A 15,051-nucleotide genomic window follows, 5' to 3' on the forward strand; every position below is an offset into this window, starting at 1 on the left:
GGCCAGGCCCATCAGATGTCCCCGACCGACACCGTGACGCTGGTCGATCTGCGACGCGCGTTCCTCGCCCATCTTGAGGGCGACCTCGCGGTCGCTGAGGCTGTCTACCGTCGCGCGCTCGCCGTCCCGGCCATGGCCCCGGCGACCCACCGCCACCTCATCAAGCTCCTTGAGGGGCAGCATCGCTGGAACGAGGCGCTGGACGAGTGCCGTCTGGCTCTGGTCCGCGAGCCCGATGATGCCGAACTCAAGATCAACCTTGCCAACCTGCTTCTGGGTCTCGGCCGCTATGCCGAGGCCTGGCCGCTTCTCGAGGCCCGCGCGGCGCTGTCGGCCGGCAGCGTGCGTCCGAACCTGCCCTATCCGGAGTGGGACGGCGGGACGGTCCGCTCGCTGGTGATCTGGGACGAGCAGGGCTTCGGCGACGCGATTCAGCATTCGCGTTTCGTGCCGGCCCTGGTCGCCCGCGGCATCGCCGTCACCCTGGTGCTGCGGCCGGAACTCTGTGCGCTGCTGTCCGACCTCGGCGCCACGGTGATCCCGGCGCAAGGCCAGTTGCGCGTGCCTGCCGCCGACGCCTGGGCGATGATCGGGTCGCTGCCCGGCCGGCTCGGTGTCACCGTGGAAAGTCTTGCTGACTCCTGGCCCTATCTGGCCCCGCCGGCGGATCGCCGCGCTAAGTGGGCGGGCAAGATCGGACCCGCCGCCCGCATCGGCGTCGTCGCCAGGGGCAAGGCGATCCACGTCAACGACGCGCAGCGTTCGCTACCCTACGAAGGCGCCGACTTCCTGCAGTCCCTGCCGGGCGCGGTGTCCCTCGAGCCGGGCGGTCCTCTGCCGTTGGCTGATTTCGCCGACACCGCCGCGGTCATCGAGCAGCTCGACCTGGTCATCGCGGTCGACACCGCAGTCGCCCACCTGGCCGGCGCCATGGGCAAGCCCTGCTGGGTGATCCTGCCCTATCTCGGTCTCGACTGGCGTTGGTTCTACGACGGGCGCGCGACGAGCCCCTGGTATCCGAGCATCCGTCTCTACCGTCAGGCCGCACCGCGAGATTGGGCCGGCGTGCTTCGCGCTATCGCCGCCGACCTTCCGGCCGTGCTTAGGTGGCCTTAAGGCCTATTCCGCCGCCGCCATCGCCGGCTTGCGGGCCGGTTCGCCCAGCCGTCGCACCAGGGCCTCGAGCTCCGTCCAGAGCGCCGCCGGCATCCGTTCCCCGAACCGTTCGTAGAAGGCCGGCACCAGGGCCGCCTCTTGGCGCCAGATATCGGCGTCGACGGTGAGCAGGAGGTCCAGCTGGGCTTGGGTCAGATCGAGGCCGGAGACGTCCAGGCTGCCCGGCGCCGGCAGGAGGCCGATCGGCGTGTCCACGGCGTCCGCGCGGCCTTCCAGCCGGTCGACGATCCACTTCAGGACGCGGGCGTTCTCGCCGTAGCCCGGCCAAACGAACTTGCCGCGTTCGTCCTTGCGGAACCAGTTGACGAAATAGATGCGGGGCAGCTTGGCCGGGTCGGCCTTGGCGCCCATGGCCAGCCAGTGGGCGAAGTAGTCGCCCATGTTGTAGCCGCAGAACGGCAGCATGGCGAAGGGGTCGCGGCGCAGCTCGCCGATAGCGTTCTCGGCCGCCGCCGTACCCTCGGAGGCCACGTTGGAGGCCATGAACACGCCGTGCGCCCAGTCGCGCGCCTCGTTGACCAACGGCACCGCCGAGGCCCGGCGGCCGCCGAACAGGATCGCCGAGATCGGCACGCCGGCCGGGTCCTCCCACTCCGGCGCGATCACCGGGGTTTGCGAGGCCGGCACGGTGAAGCGGGCGTTCGGATGGGCGGCGGGCTCGGCGCTCTTCGGCGTCCAGTCCTGGCCGCGCCAGTCGATCAGGTGCGCCGGCGCCTCGTCCGTCAGGCCTTCCCACCAGACGTCGCCGTCGTCGGTCAGGGCTACGTTGGTGAAGATGCAGTTGGCGTGGAGCGCGGCCACGGCGTTGGCGTTGGTGCTCTCGCCGGTGCCGGGCGCGACCCCGAAGAAGCCGGCCTCCGGGTTCACCGCATAGAGCCGCCCGTCGTCGCCGAATCGCATCCAGCAGATGTCGTCGCCGATCGTCTCCGCCTTCCAGCCGGCCAGCGTCGGCTGCAGCATGGCCATGTTGGTCTTGCCGCAGGCGCTCGGGAAAGCCGCCGAGAGGAACCGCACGTCGCCCTGCGGCGACGTCAGCTTCAGGATCAGCATATGTTCGGCGAACCAGCCCTCGTCGCGCGCCATCACCGAGGCGATACGCAGCGCGAAGCACTTCTTGCCGAGCAGCGCATTGCCGCCGTAGCCGGAGCCGTAGGACCAGATCTCCCGGGTCTCGGGGAAGTGGACGATGTATTTGATCTCGTTGCACGGCCAGGCGACGTCGGCCTGACCCTCAGCCAGCGGCATCCCGACCGAGTGCACGGCCGGCACAAAAAAGCCGTCCTCGCCGAGCTGGTCGAGGGCGGCTTGGCCCATCCGGGTCATGATCTTCATGGATACGGCCACATAGGCCGAATCGGTGATCTCCACGCCGATGGCGCTGATCTTGGAGCCGAGCGGACCCATGCAGAAGGGCACGACGTACATGGTGCGCCCGCGCATGCAGCCCTTGAACAGGTCCTTCAGGTCGGCGCGCATCTCGCCGGGTTCGAGCCAGTTGTTGGTCGGGCCGGCGTCCTCGGGTTTTTCGGAGCAGATGAAGGTGCGGCTCTCGACGCGCGCCACGTCGCGCGGGTCCGAGGCGGCGTAGAAGGAGTTCGGACGTTTTTCCGGATTCAGCCGTTTGAGTGTCCCGGCCTCGACCAGCTCCCCGGTCAGCTCGGTCCACTCGGCCTCGGAGCCATCGCACCAGCGGACCCGGTCGGGCTCTGTCAGCGCGGCGATCTCACGAACCCACTGGACCAGTTTCGCGTGTTTCGTCGGAGCGGGCTCGACTCCCGGGACGCTGCGTTGGCTCATACTGACGCTCCCTCGCCCCACTCACCGCCCGTCTGATTTGGACGGAATCAGCCGCCCCGGCACGGTCAAAGTTGAACAGTCTCTTAGATGCAGATCGCCCGCCTGCATACTACGGGCCAGCATTTCAGGCTGTTCGTAGCGATCAACGCACAACATCTTGTTTCGATCGGTCGGGCGCTCACGTCGGGTGTTCACTTCTGCGCGCCATCCTTCAGGTAGCGCGCCAGCCAGGCGTCGACCTCAGCGTAGAAATGGCGGCTGTCCTCCGGCTTGGTGATCCAGTGCCAGGCGTCGGGCCAGACCAGGAGGCGGCTCGGCACCTTCATACGCTGCAGCACGGCCCAATTCTCCAGCGTGTTCCCGATCGGCACGCGGAAATCGCGCTCGCCGATCGACAGCAGCATTGGGGTCTTCCAGTTGGCCGCGTAGGTGATCGGGCTCTGGTCCCGCCAGATCGCATTGCCTTCCCAGGGCGGTCCGCCGTTGGTCACCTCGCGGCCATAGATCCCGTCGCTGGTGCCCCACTGGGTGGCGAGGTCCACCTCGCCGGCGTGGCTGACCAGGCATTTGTAGCGCGTGGTGGTGGCCTCCAGCCAGTTGACCAGGTGGCCGCCGTAGCTCGCGCCCGCCGCGCACATCCGCGTCCCGTCGATGAAGGCATAGCGCTTCAGCGCCTCGTCCACCGCCTGGTTGATCTCCAGGCCCGGCGTCTTCAGCGGATCGTGCTTGATCGCTTGGGCGAACTTTTCGCCGAAGCCGGTCGAGCCCGTGTAGTCGGTCAGCAGCATCACGTAGCCGGGCGCGGTCAGCAGGTGGTAGTTCCACCGCAGGCCGATCTGGTCGGGGTTCGTGCTGGCGGCCCCACCGTGGATGAACACCAGCAGCGGGTACTTCTTCGCGGGATCGAAGTTCGGCGGCAGGACGATCATGTTGTGGATCTGCCGCCCGCCGGCGCTGGTGAACCAGAAGTGCTGCGGCGCGGCCCAGTCGAGCGCAGCGGCCGCCGCGGTGTCGATGTGCGTCAGGTTGGCGTGGGTCCTGGCGGCCGGATCGATGCGGACGACCTCGGCCGGGCTGACCGAACTGCCGTAGGAGCCGATCAGCAGCGGCTTGGCGGCCTTCTGCGGGATGACGAGGCTGGTGTAGCCGCCGGTGGCGGGCTCGATCACCAGCGTAGGCTTCCCGCCATCGGCAGCGACCCGGTAGAGGTTCTCCTTCCCGGCGTCGGGAACCAGCAGGTAGATGGTCTTGCTGTCCGGCGTGATGGCAAACCGCGCCGGTTCGCGGTCGAAGTCCTTCGCCACCACCGTCGCGGCCCCGCCGGCCGGCCAGGCCACCTTGCTCAGCCGTCCCAGGTGGTAGATCTCGCCGTCGATCGGGGCGTAGTTGAAGTAGAGCGCCTTGCCGTCCGGGCTGAAGGCCGCATCGCCGTATTCGCCGCGGGCGCCCACGACCGGCGTCGCCTCTCCCCCGCCGTCTGCCGGCAGCCGATAGAGCTGATAGCTCGCCTGGCTATAGGCGGTGTTCCAGCGCTCGGTGGTGGCCGCGAACAGCACCTCCTTGCCGTCCGGGCTCCAGATCGGCGACAGCGAGACGCTGGTCTCGCCCTCCGGTCCTGAGAACCCCGGCGTATGGGCGAGCTTGGTCCCCGAGAGGATGTCCTTGGCCTTCGCGCCCGGCGCCAGGCCCTGCACCGCGATGGTCGGCTGCTTCTCGTCCAGCCACTCGTTCCAATAGCGGATCGGGAAGTGCTCATAGGTGCGGACGTTGTATTTGCGCGCCTTTTTCTCGGCTGCGGCCTTCTTGTTGGCCTCGTCGTCCAGCGCGTTCGGAAAGACACTTGTCTCGAACAGGATCGCTTGGCCGTCCGGCCGCCACTGCGGGTTCGAGGCGCCGGTGGAAAGGCTGGTGACCCGCCGCGCCTCGCCGCCGCCGGCGATGTCCAACACATAGACCTGATCGGCGTCGTCGCCCTCGCGCTTGGTGGTGAAGGCGATCATCCGGCTGTCCGGCGACCAGACCGCCCCGCCCTCGCCGGCCTTGGTGTTGGTCAGCCGCCGCGGCGGCGCCCCGCCCGCCGCGGGCGCTAGCCACAGGTCGCTGACCTGCTTGTCAGCCTCGTAGGCGGGCTCGACGATCGCGAACACCACCCACTTGCCGTCCGGGCTGACGATCGGCGCGCCGACGCGCTTCATCATCCAGATGGCTTCGTGCGTGACCGCCGTCTTGGCGCCGGCCGGTAGGGCCGCAACACCGACGGCGGCGAGCACGCCCGCCGCCAGGAGGGTGGAAATCTTCATGACGCCCCCGCGAGACTCGAATTCTGAAGGCTGAACCCTAGCGGGAGATTCGAACTGCGTCCTCGGGGTTTGAAGTTCGGCGCGGGCGGTGGCACAGCCAGTCTGAACGGCGACAGGAGTTTGCGGCGGCATGACGATCTTGGTCACAGGCTCGGCCGGTTTCATCGGCTTCCACCTCTCGCGCCGGTTGCTGGAACGCGGCGACACCGTCGTGGGCCTCGACGACCTGAACTCCTACTACGACCCCGCCCTCAAGGCCGCGCGCCTGGCGATCCTCGAAAAGCATCCGGCCTATCGCCACGCCAGGCTCGATCTCGCCGATCGCGACGGCGTCGCTGCGCTCTTCGCCGAGGTGAAGCCCGCGGCGGTGGTCAATCTCGCCGCCCAGGCCGGCGTCCGCTACAGCCTGGAAAGCCCCCGCACCTACGTCGACTCCAACGTCGTGGGCTTCCTGAACATTCTGGAGGGCTGCCGGGCCACCCAGCCCAAGCACCTGGTCTACGCCTCGACGAGCTCGGTCTATGGCGCCAACGGCAAGCTGCCCTTCAACGTCCACGACGGGGCCAACCACCCGATCACCCTCTACGCGGCCACCAAGCTCGCCAACGAGGCCATGGCCCACAGCTACGCGCACCTCTTCGGCTTCCCCTCGACGGGATTTCGCTTCTTCACGGTCTACGGGCCCTGGGGCCGGCCGGACATGGCGCTCTTCAAGTTCACCGAGGCGATTCTCGCGGGCCGACCCATCGACGTCTACGGCGAGGGCAAGATGCAACGCGACTTCACCTACGTCGCCGACATCGTCGACGGCCTGGTCGCCGCCATCGACCGCCCAGCCCAGGTGAACCCCGCCTGGGACCCGCAGAAGCCGGATCCCGCGACCAGCGGCGTCGCCCCCTGGCGCATCCTCAACCTCGGCGCCAGCCAACGCGTCGAGCTGATGCGCTACATCCAGGTGCTGGAGGAGAAGCTGGGCAAGAAGGCCGAGCTCAATCTGCTCCCCATGCAGCCCGGCGATGTCGCCCGCACCGAGGCCGATGTCGAGGAAACCAAGGCGGCTCTAGACTACGCCCCATCCACACCGATCGAGGTGGGCATCGGCGCCTTCGTCGACTGGTACCTGGACTATTACGCCGTCAAAGCCTGAGATCGGCGGCGCCCTTGGGCAGCACGCTCTTCACGTCGAAGAGCACCGATTTCGGCCCGCCGAACGCCCGGATCGCCTCGGGGCCGAGCTCGGTGAACTGCTTGTGGGCCACCGCCAGCACGATGGCGTCATAGACCCCCGGCCTGGGCGCCGCGATCAGGTCGAGACCGTACTCGGCCTGCGCCTCGGCGGCGTCGATCCAGGGGTCCCAGACGTCGATGACCGCGCCCTCGCCGGCCAGCTCCCGGACGATGTCGATCACGCGGGTGTTGCGCAGGTCCGTGCAGTTTTCCTTGAACGCCAGCCCCATCATCAGGACGCGCGCGCCCGTCACGGCGGTCCCCCGCCGGGCCATCTCGCCCATCAGCTGTCGCGCCACATAGGGGCCCATGCCGTCGTTGATCCGCCGCCCGGCGAGGATCACCTCGGGGTGGTAGCCGAGCGCCTCGGCCTTGTGGGTCAGGTAGTAGGGATCGACCCCGATGCAGTGGCCGCCGACCAGGCCCGGCCGGAAGTTGAGGAAGTTCCACTTGGTGCCGGCGGCCGCCAGGACCTCTGAAGTGTCGACGCCAAGCCGCTGGAAAATCAACGAGAACTCGTTGATCAGTGCGATGTTCAGGTCCCGCTGGGTGTTCTCGATCACCTTGGCCGCCTCGGCCACGCGGATAGAGCTCGCCCGGTGGGTGCCGGCCGTCACCACCGACGAATAGAGCGCGTCCACGAAGTCTGCGGCCTGCGACGTCGAGCCCGCCGTCACCTTGACGATGTTGGCCAGGCGGTGGCTCGGGTCGCCGGGATTGGCGCGCTCCGGGCTGTAGCCGGCGAAGAAGTCCTGGTTGAACGTGAGCCCGGAGACCTCCGCCACCACCGGCACGCAGTCCTCCTCGGTCGCGCCCGGATAGACGGTGGATTCGTAGATCACCACCCCCCCCTTGCCGACCGCCGCGCCGACCGTGCGGCTGGCCGCCATCAGGGCCGCTAGGTCCGGCCGCTTCTCCGCGTCGATGGGCGTCGGCACGGTGACGATGAAGACGTTGCAGGCCGCAAGGTCCGCCGGATCGGCGCTGAGCTTCAGCCCACGCGCCGCGGCCAGTTCGTCAGCGGAGACCTCCAGCGTGCGGTCCTCCCCGGCCCGCAGCTCGGCGATCCGCGCCGCCTTGATGTCGAAGCCCACCACCTCGTGCGCGGCGGCGAAGGCGACGGCCAGCGGCAACCCCACATAACCCAGGCCGATCACCGCGATCTTCGCGGGCGTCTGGGTGAACGGGTTCTGCAGCATCAGGATCTCGTGCGGGGAAGGTCTGGCGCGGTCACTAGCACGGTTTGGGTCCGGTCCGGGAAGCGCGGACGGGGCCTAGGGGACGGAGCGCCTTACCGGCCGCCAGGAGGCCGCGTCCACGGCGACCTCCGCCGGGCCAAAGCGGGCCTCGATATCCTTCTGCAGCGCGTTGGCCGCCATCAGGTGGCCGCGGAACAGCGTGTCCATCGCCCAGCCGACGATCGGGAAGTCGGTCATGGCGCTGTTGAGGACCAGATAGGCGGCCATCCGCGCCAGGGTCCACGAACCCGCGCCGGCCTTGATGGCCTCGTAGATCAGCAGGCCGCCCGCGCCGACGCTGTAGATCGTATTGGCGGCCGGCACCCAGGCCAGGACGCCGTCCAGGCCAATGCCCCATGGCCCGATCTTGATCAGGTTGTCGGAGAGCTGCTTGATCCGCTCAGCGTTACGCCAGGCGCGGTGGGCGCGGTCTTTGGTCGTGGTCATGGCTCCCCAACGTCTTGCCGCAGCAATGGGCTGCACGGGCCCCACTCTCGCTTAAGGCGCGGAACTCGTCGTTAATGGGCTCGCGCTATTTCGCTGGTACGGCACGTCGCAAGGCAATGGATGTCTGATCTCGGCGCCACGGATGTAGAGGCCGGCTTCGACAACGACGCTCTGCGGCGCCGATCGGCGGTCGGCGCGGCCGTGACCCTGGTCGCCCAGGGCGTGAAGTTCGTCCTGCGGTTCGGCTCGACGGTGGTCATGGCGCGGCTGCTCGCGCCGGCCGAATTCGGTCTGGTCGCGATGGTCAGCCCCATTGTCGCGTTTGCCGTCGCGCTCAACGACGTCGGATTTTCGCAGGCCATCATCCGGGACCACGCCCTGCCCCCGAAGCAGATCAGCTCGCTGTTCTGGCTCAGCCTGCTGGTCAGCGCCGGACTGGCGGCTGTGCTGCTCGTCGCCTCGCCCGTCGCGGCCCTGGTCTACCGCGAACCCCATGTCACCGCCGTGCTCGCGGCGATGACCGGGTGGCTGCTGCTCAGCACACTTTCGATGGTCCCGCTGGCGATCCTGGCCCGCGAGATGCGGTTCGTCTCCGCCACGGTCGCCGACCTGGCGGGCATCGCCCTCGGCATCGGCGCCACCATCTGGGCGGCGTGGGCGGGCTTCAGCTATTGGTCCCTGGTGATCGGCCAGGTGGTCGGCGCGGGGGCCACAGCGGTGTTGGCGTTCGCGCTCAGCCGGTGGCGTCCCTCTCTTCCGGGCATTGCGCCGGGCACGGGCGAGATCGCGCGGTTCGGGGCGAACCTGACGGGCGTCAGCGTCGCGGGCTACGTCAGCATGACCGCCGACAACATCATCGTCGGCGCCTTCGCCGGCAAGGTGGCGCTCGGCCTCTACGATCGCAGCTACGGCCTGGTCCTGCAGCCTTTGAATCAGCTGCTCGCCCCGTTGAACCGCGTGGCACTGCCGCTCTTGTCGCGGGTCCGCGACGATCCGGCCCGCTATCGGCGGATCTATGTGCAGATGCTGAAGCTCAGCCTCCTGCTGACCGCGCCGGTCATGCTGTTCTGCGTGACCTTCGCCCACCCGTTCATCCAGTTCCTCTGGGGTCCCCGATGGACGAACGCCGCGCCTATATTCTTCTGGTTCTCGGTCGGCGGGATCGTCTCGCCGATCTTCACCACCACCGGCTGGCTGTTCGCCAGCGAGGGAAGGACCAACCGCCAATTCCGGTTGTCCGTCGCCACCGCCCTGATCAGCCTCGCCTCGTTCGTGATCGGCATCCGCTGGGGCGCCATCGGCGTCGTGCGGCTCAACGCCTTCACTTTCATTCTCCTGCAGACGCCTCTGATGGTCTGGGGCGCGGCCAGGAACGGCCTCGTCACCCTTCGTGATTTCGCCGGCGCCCTGCTTCCGCTGCTGATTCCGGCAGCGGTGACGACGGCGGCGCTACTGGCGCTGTCGGGCCACTTGACCGGATGGCTGACATTGGCCGCGCTCTTCGCGGCCTATGCGGTCTTTGGCCTCGTATCGCTGGCGATGCCCGGCGGCCGCGATCTCCTGGCGACCACCTGGCGGCTCGTGACCTCCCTCAATGGCGGGACGAAGCGCGCCTAGCATCCTGGTAAAGGCGGCCGGTCAAGCTCGCCCTGGCGCCGCTTGCCGAGTCGCGGCAGGCCTGTAGTGAAGCGTTCCCCTATCAACGTTCGGTCCGGGACTGGAAATGACGGAACCCCTGGCGCGCGTGCTCGCGCTGTATCTGCCGCAGTTCCATCCCATCCCGGAGAACGACGCCTGGTGGGGCCCGGGCTTCACCGAATGGACCAATGTCGCCAAGGCCCGGCCGATGTTTCGCGGCCATCATCAGCCGCGGCTTCCGGCCGACCTCGGCTTCTACGACCTGCGGGCGCCCGAAGTCCGGGAACATCAGGCGCAGCTCGCCCGCGCAGCCGGCATCGAGTCCTTCTGCTACTGGCACTACTGGTTCGGCGACGGACGCCGCATCCTGGAGCGGCCCTTCGACGAAGTCTTGGCCTCGGGCGCGCCTGACTTCCCGTTCTGCCTGGCCTGGGCAAACCAGACATGGACGGGTATCTGGCACGGCGCGCCGAACGCCACCCTGATCGAGCAGTCGTACCCGGGGAGGGCCGATGAGGAAGCCCATTTCCGCTGGGCGCTGAAGGCCTTCGAGGACCCGCGCTACACCCGGGTGGACGGCAAGCCGCTGTTCGTGATCTTCCGCCCCAACGACCTGCCTTCAAGCGCGGCCATGCTGGACCACTGGCGGGAGCTGGCGCTGAAGGCCGGCCTGCCGGGTCTCTACTTCGTGGCGATCTCGCACGTCCACGCGCGGGGCGTGGACCGCTACCGCGACAAGATCCTCGAGCCGTTCGACGCCGTGACGATCTGCGGTCCGCAGGACTATCTGGAGACCCACGGCTGGGCCGCGGGCCGCTCTCTGTCGCGGCGCCTCGCCGAGCTGAACGTCGGCCGCCTGAACCGGTTCAAACCCCCGTCCCTGCGCCGGCCGACCCGTATCGATTTCGCGGACGTCGTGGCGCATGCCTTCGAGGACCTGCCCGACGATCCGCGCTTTCTCCTGTCAGTCCTCGCCGGGTGGGACAACACGCCCCGCTCGGGCGAACGTGGGCTGGTCTACGAGGGGATGACAGTCGAGCTCTTCAAGGCCTACCTCGAAAAGGCGGTGAACCTCCTGAAGGCCCGGCCCCCGGAGCACAGGATCCTATTCTTGAAATCCTGGAACGAGTGGGCTGAGGGCAATCACGTGGAGCCGGACGCCCAATATGGCCACGGGCTGCTCGACGCCCTGCGAGAGGTTCTGCTGCCCTCAGCCTCCCGGGCCGGCGCGACCTAGCCCCACAACGCAGCAGGCGGCGGCTCGATCAGCGAGCCGGTGATGGCGAGCCCCGGCTCGCGGTCGCGGACCAGCAGCAGCGGCCCATCGAGGTCCACGAACTCGGCGCCCTGAGCCAGGATCAGCGCCGGCGCCATGGCGAGCGATGTGGCCACCATGCAGCCGATCATCAGGCCCAGTCCCATGGCCCGCGCCTCGGCGGCCAGCGCCAGGGCCTCAGTGAGGCCGCCGGTCTTGTCGAGCTTGATGTTGACCAGGCCGTAGCGCCGCGCACAGGCAGCGAGCTCCCCGCGTGTGTGCAGGCTCTCGTCGGCGCACAGGGCGATGGGGCTCTCATAGCCCTCCAGCACCTCGTCCTCGGCGGCCGGCAGCGGTTGCTCCAGAAGCTTGACGTCGAGCCGCGCGAGGTCGGGCGCGAGCCGGCGCAGATCGTCGAAACTCAGCGCCTCGTTGGCGTCGACGATCAGCCGGGCGCGCGGCGCAGCGGCATGGACGGCGGCGACGGCGGCGAGGTCGTCGGGCCCGCCGATCTTCAGCTTCAGCATGGGCCGGCGCGCATTGGCGCGGGCCGCCTCAGCCATCTCCTCGGGCGCCCCCAGGCTGATCGTGAAGCACGTCTTCACCGGATCGAGCCGCGTCCGGCCCGCGAGCGTCCAGGCCCGCACGCCCGCCTGTTTGGCCTCCAGGTCCCAAAGCGCGCAGTCGAGCGCGTTGCGCGCCGCGCCGGGCGGCAGGAGGCCCTGTAGCGCGCCGCGCGCGATCCCGGCCTCGATCCGCGGCCGGACGTCTTCGATTTCGCTCAGGACGCCCGACGCCGTCTCGCCGTAGTGCGCATAGGGCACCGCCTCGCCCCGGCCGCGATGGCCGTCCTGGATGATCTCGGCCACCACCACCTCGGCCTCCGTCTTGGCGCCGCGGGAGATAACGAAGGCCGCGGCCAGCGGCCAGCGCTCGACACGGGCGCTTAGCCCCGCCACGCCTAGCCCAGGTCTCCCGCCGCCGCGTCGAGGAGCAGATAGATCCGCCCGGCGTCGTCGCCGAGCAGGGTGGCCATCAGGAAGCCCTCCGGATCGCGCACCATCGCGTCGTCAACCAGGGTCTGGTAGCGGCGGATATAGACCTCGGCGCGTCGCCGGGCATCCTCGTCGGTGAACAGGCGCCGCTCGATCCGCCGGGTCGCGGCGGGCGCAAGCCGTCTGACCACGGTCCGCGCCCCCTCGGAGTCGCCGGTCTGCACGGCCGCGGCGATCTCGTCGATCCGCGCCTTGGGCAGGAGCTTGGCCGGCTCCACGCCCATCTTCGAAAGCTCGTTCCCCAGGACGTCCTGCAGCCGCTCGCCTTCGGGATCGGCGCCGTCGATGGAGGCGAGCAGGTCCTTCCAGGTCCAGGACTCCCCCTCGTGCGGAGCCTCCGCCGGATCGGCCGCCAGGCCCCCGGCGGCTTCGAACACCGCGGAGAATTCCTCGTCCGTCGCCGTGGGCGTGAGTTTGAGACGCGGCCGCAGGCCCGGGTCCTCGGCCGCAGCCCGCGCCGGGGCCGGCTCCATCAGCTCTTCCAACGCCCGATCGTCCTCGTCCTCGGCGGCTTCGACCTCCGGGGCCGCGACCTCTGCGGCTGCGGCTGCGGCGGGCGCGGGCGGCGGCTCCGGGGCGACCGGTTCCACCAGCACGGGGCGGGCCGGCGCGACTGGTGGCGGCGCGACCGGCGGCGGGGCCGCGGGCCGCGGCGGGGCGGCGCCGGCGGGGATGGCGGCCGAGACGCCCATCAGGCGCACGGCCTCCCCCAGCATCTCGAAGTTGCGGCGAGCGCGGTCCTGGAACGAGGCGTCGATAGCCTGCGCCTCCTCGGCGGTGCGGCGCGCCTGTGCGGTCAACGCCTCCAGGCCCTCGGTCACCGAGGCGCGCACCATATCGACCTGGGCCTGAGCGCTGGCCGGCATGCGCGCGGCGCGCTGGTCGATCTCGCCCATCATCTCCTGCAGGGCGCTCAGCGCGGCGCGGGCGGCCGCGGCGGCTTCTTCCAACCGTTTGGCCGTCGCGGCCCCGGCTTGGTCCACCATGGCGGAGGACTGCTCGACCAGCGCGCGCGCCTCCGAGAGCCTCGCCTCGAACGCCTGGTTGGCCGCCTGGCCGGCCGTGGCGGCGGCTTCGGAGAGCTGATCGACCTGTTCGCGGGCGCTGGCCGAGTGGATGGCGGCGGCCGCGCGCGTCTCCTCCGCGGCGGCGGCCAACGCCTCGATGGCCGCCCGCGTCTGGGCCTCCATCTTCTCGCGCTCGTCGGCCGCAGCCTGAGACACGGTCTCCAGGGATCGCTGCGTCGACTGGCCGAACGCCTCGCGCTCGGTTTCCGCGGTCGCAGCGAGCTCGCGAACCTGCTCGGCGGCGGTTGTCACCAGGGCGCGCAGGCTCTCGCCGCCCTTCAGTGCGCGGTCGCTGAGCTCCACCGACGAGGCGCGGGCCTCTTCGATGAACTCGGAGAGCTTGGCGGCGTGGGTCTCGGCCTGTTCGGCGAAGGCCTCGTTGTCGGTCTTCAGTGTCTCGGCGAGCGTGATCAGCGCCGTCCGCTGCTCAGTGAGGCCGCTCTCCGCGGCGCGCACCTGCTCTGCGACGCCGACACCCGCGGTTTCCAGCCGGGCGATATGGCGCGTGAGGTCCTCGCCGGCGGTGCGGGCCGCATTGCTCGCCTCCCCGGCCGCCGCGGTGATGTCGGCGGCGCGGGCCGCAAGCGCGGCTTCAGCCTCGCGCAGCTGCGCCTCGGCGACTTCTGAGGCCTCGGCCACCATCCGCGCCTGCTGGCCGATGCTGTCGACCACCCGGGCCGCCTGGGCGTCCAGGCTTTGGGTTAGCGCACCCATCTCCGAGCGCTCGCGGCCGAGCGTGGTGGTCAGTTCGTGAGTGGTGCGGACCGAGGTCTCCGTGCTCTCGAGCAGTTTCTGGCTCTCGGCGGCAAGGGCTTCGCGCATCGCCTGCAGCGTCTCGCGCGCCTCGTGGGCCGCGACGCCCGCGCGGACAATCTCCTCGCGGACGCCCTGGGTCACCAGGCCGGCGCGCGCGGCGGCGACCACGGCGGGGGCCAGCATGTCTTCGGCCATGGCCTTGGTCCGGCGGGACTCCGCGCCGAGCTTCTGGCCCTGGCGCACCATGTAGGCGGCGAAGAAGACGAAGACGCCGGGTCCAACCGCCAGCAGGCTGAACACCAAGAGGGCGAAGGTGTCGTTGTGCAGCGGCACGACGCCCTGGCGGTAGCCCAGGGCGAATGCGATCGGGCCGAGCGCCCAAAGCCCGGCCACCGCCAGGGCGGTCAGATAAATCGGCCAACCCGGCGGCGGCCGATAGGGATCGACCTCGGCGTCCTCATAGTCGTCTTCCGCCACATCCTGCGGCGCCGGCGTGCGCGCCGAGCTCGCGGTCATGGAGTGGAAGCGCGGCTCTTCCAACGTGCTCCACGCCGAAGCGTCCGCGGACGCCCGTCCATCGGGCTCCCGAAATGACGTCTCGCCGTCCGCAGATGCCTCCGCGAAGGTGTCGCGCGGCGACGCACCGAAGTCCGCCGGCCGGGTCCGCTTCTTGATCCTCATAGGCCTCTTCCGTCGATGCCGCCGGGCTGGACCGGCGCCGACGCCCCCACTGCCTGCGCAGGATTACCCGCGATGGGTCGCGACGCAAACAGCCGTGCGCGCGTAAGGCCCGATAAAGGCGGTGTTCTGCGGAAGTTCAGACCTTGATGACGCGCGCGCGGTGGTGCTGTCCGGGACAGGAGGTCTTAAGCGCGTGACGATGCGTGGGCGTGCGGGCCACCACCCGCTCGGCGGCCGGCGCGGGCCGCTCGATCTGGGCCGGCTCCACGGTGACACCAAAATGCGAAAGCGCGACGGCCGACGAATGCACGACCACTGCGGCGACAATCTCGGTAAGTGTCGTCATCGCCAACCCCGGCTCCGAAGCGATTCCGTCGAGCGGTGTTATATGCCAAGCCACGCCATGGAGCGACA

General features: G+C 69.5%; 11 protein-coding genes. 4 read left to right on the forward strand and 7 right to left on the reverse strand.

The window, feature by feature from the left end; all coding sequences use genetic code 11:
• Positions 1–15 precede the first annotated feature (15 nt).
• The gene (locus ACESMY_RS13230; protein ID WP_372785064.1) at positions 16–1,116 is read left to right on the forward strand and encodes a glycosyltransferase family 9 protein; all 1,101 of its coding nucleotides are present in this window, start codon (positions 16–18) and stop codon (positions 1,114–1,116) included.
• 3 nt (positions 1,117–1,119) lie between these two features.
• Here the strand turns inward: ACESMY_RS13230 and ACESMY_RS13235 are convergent, their stop codons facing one another.
• The gene (locus ACESMY_RS13235; RefSeq protein ID WP_372785065.1) at positions 1,120–2,973 is read right to left on the reverse strand and encodes a phosphoenolpyruvate carboxykinase (GTP); all 1,854 of its coding nucleotides are present in this window, start codon (positions 2,971–2,973) and stop codon (positions 1,120–1,122) included.
• A gap of 191 nt (positions 2,974–3,164) precedes the next feature.
• Positions 3,165–5,273: a prolyl oligopeptidase family serine peptidase gene (locus ACESMY_RS13240; RefSeq protein WP_372785066.1), complete on the reverse strand. Its 2,109-nt coding sequence runs from the start codon at positions 5,271–5,273 to the stop codon at positions 3,165–3,167.
• 130 nt (positions 5,274–5,403) lie between these two features.
• Here ACESMY_RS13240 and ACESMY_RS13245 point away from each other — a divergent pair, with 130 nt between their 5' ends.
• A complete protein-coding gene (locus ACESMY_RS13245) occupies positions 5,404–6,420 on the forward strand; it encodes an NAD-dependent epimerase (protein WP_372785067.1) in 1,017 nt (338 codons plus the stop codon).
• Here ACESMY_RS13245 and ACESMY_RS13250 read toward each other — a convergent pair.
• The gene (locus tag ACESMY_RS13250; RefSeq protein WP_372785068.1) at positions 6,410–7,699 is read right to left on the reverse strand and encodes a nucleotide sugar dehydrogenase; all 1,290 of its coding nucleotides are present in this window, start codon (positions 7,697–7,699) and stop codon (positions 6,410–6,412) included. The two genes, ACESMY_RS13245 and ACESMY_RS13250, sit on opposite strands and share 11 nt — an antisense overlap.
• 75 nt (positions 7,700–7,774) lie before the next feature.
• Positions 7,775–8,185: a DUF4112 domain-containing protein gene (locus ACESMY_RS13255; RefSeq protein ID WP_372785069.1), complete on the reverse strand. Its 411-nt coding sequence runs from the start codon at positions 8,183–8,185 to the stop codon at positions 7,775–7,777.
• A 120-nt stretch (positions 8,186–8,305) separates the two neighbouring features.
• On the opposite strand from ACESMY_RS13255, the gene ACESMY_RS13260 reads away from it, so the two are divergent.
• Positions 8,306–9,802 (forward strand): lipopolysaccharide biosynthesis protein, encoded by a 1,497-nt coding sequence (locus ACESMY_RS13260; RefSeq protein ID WP_372785070.1) that lies wholly within the window; start codon positions 8,306–8,308, stop codon positions 9,800–9,802.
• 106 nt (positions 9,803–9,908) lie between these two features.
• On the forward strand, positions 9,909–11,060 hold the full coding sequence (locus ACESMY_RS13265; RefSeq protein WP_372785071.1) for a glycoside hydrolase family 99-like domain-containing protein: 1,152 nt from the start codon (positions 9,909–9,911) through the stop codon (positions 11,058–11,060).
• Here ACESMY_RS13265 and dgcA read toward each other — a convergent pair.
• From dgcA to ACESMY_RS13280, 3 genes are all read right to left on the reverse strand, one after another.
• A complete protein-coding gene (dgcA, locus tag ACESMY_RS13270; RefSeq protein WP_372785072.1) occupies positions 11,057–12,037 on the reverse strand; it encodes an N-acetyl-D-Glu racemase DgcA in 981 nt (326 codons plus the stop codon). The two genes, ACESMY_RS13265 and dgcA, sit on opposite strands and share 4 nt — an antisense overlap.
• 2 nt (positions 12,038–12,039) lie before the next feature.
• On the reverse strand, positions 12,040–14,472 hold the full coding sequence (locus tag ACESMY_RS13275; protein ID WP_372785073.1) for a polar localization protein TipN: 2,433 nt from the start codon (positions 14,470–14,472) through the stop codon (positions 12,040–12,042).
• A 301-nt stretch (positions 14,473–14,773) separates the two neighbouring features.
• The gene (locus ACESMY_RS13280) at positions 14,774–14,989 is read right to left on the reverse strand and encodes a hypothetical protein (RefSeq protein ID WP_372785074.1); all 216 of its coding nucleotides are present in this window, start codon (positions 14,987–14,989) and stop codon (positions 14,774–14,776) included.
• Positions 14,990–15,051: the final 62 nt, after the last annotated feature.

Source organism: Phenylobacterium sp. (assembly GCF_041691455.1).
Classification (GTDB): Bacteria; Pseudomonadota; Alphaproteobacteria; order Caulobacterales; family Caulobacteraceae; genus Phenylobacterium.

Coding starts and splice junctions, on each gene's coding strand:
- ACESMY_RS13245 (WP_372785067.1), top strand. CDS start 5,404: ATGACGATCTTGGTCACAGGCTCGGCCGGTTTCATCGGCTTCCACCTC.
- ACESMY_RS13260 (WP_372785070.1), top strand. CDS start 8,306: ATGTCTGATCTCGGCGCCACGGATGTAGAGGCCGGCTTCGACAACGAC.
- ACESMY_RS13235 (WP_372785065.1), bottom strand. CDS start 2,973: ATGAGCCAACGCAGCGTCCCGGGAGTCGAGCCCGCTCCGACGAAACAC.
- ACESMY_RS13275 (WP_372785073.1), bottom strand. CDS start 14,472: ATGACCGCGAGCTCGGCGCGCACGCCGGCGCCGCAGGATGTGGCGGAA.
- ACESMY_RS13255 (WP_372785069.1), bottom strand. CDS start 8,185: ATGACCACGACCAAAGACCGCGCCCACCGCGCCTGGCGTAACGCTGAG.
- ACESMY_RS13250 (WP_372785068.1), bottom strand. CDS start 7,699: ATGCTGCAGAACCCGTTCACCCAGACGCCCGCGAAGATCGCGGTGATC.
- ACESMY_RS13240 (WP_372785066.1), bottom strand. CDS start 5,273: ATGAAGATTTCCACCCTCCTGGCGGCGGGCGTGCTCGCCGCCGTCGGT.
- ACESMY_RS13265 (WP_372785071.1), top strand. CDS start 9,909: ATGACGGAACCCCTGGCGCGCGTGCTCGCGCTGTATCTGCCGCAGTTC.
- ACESMY_RS13230 (WP_372785064.1), top strand. CDS start 16: ATGTCCCCGACCGACACCGTGACGCTGGTCGATCTGCGACGCGCGTTC.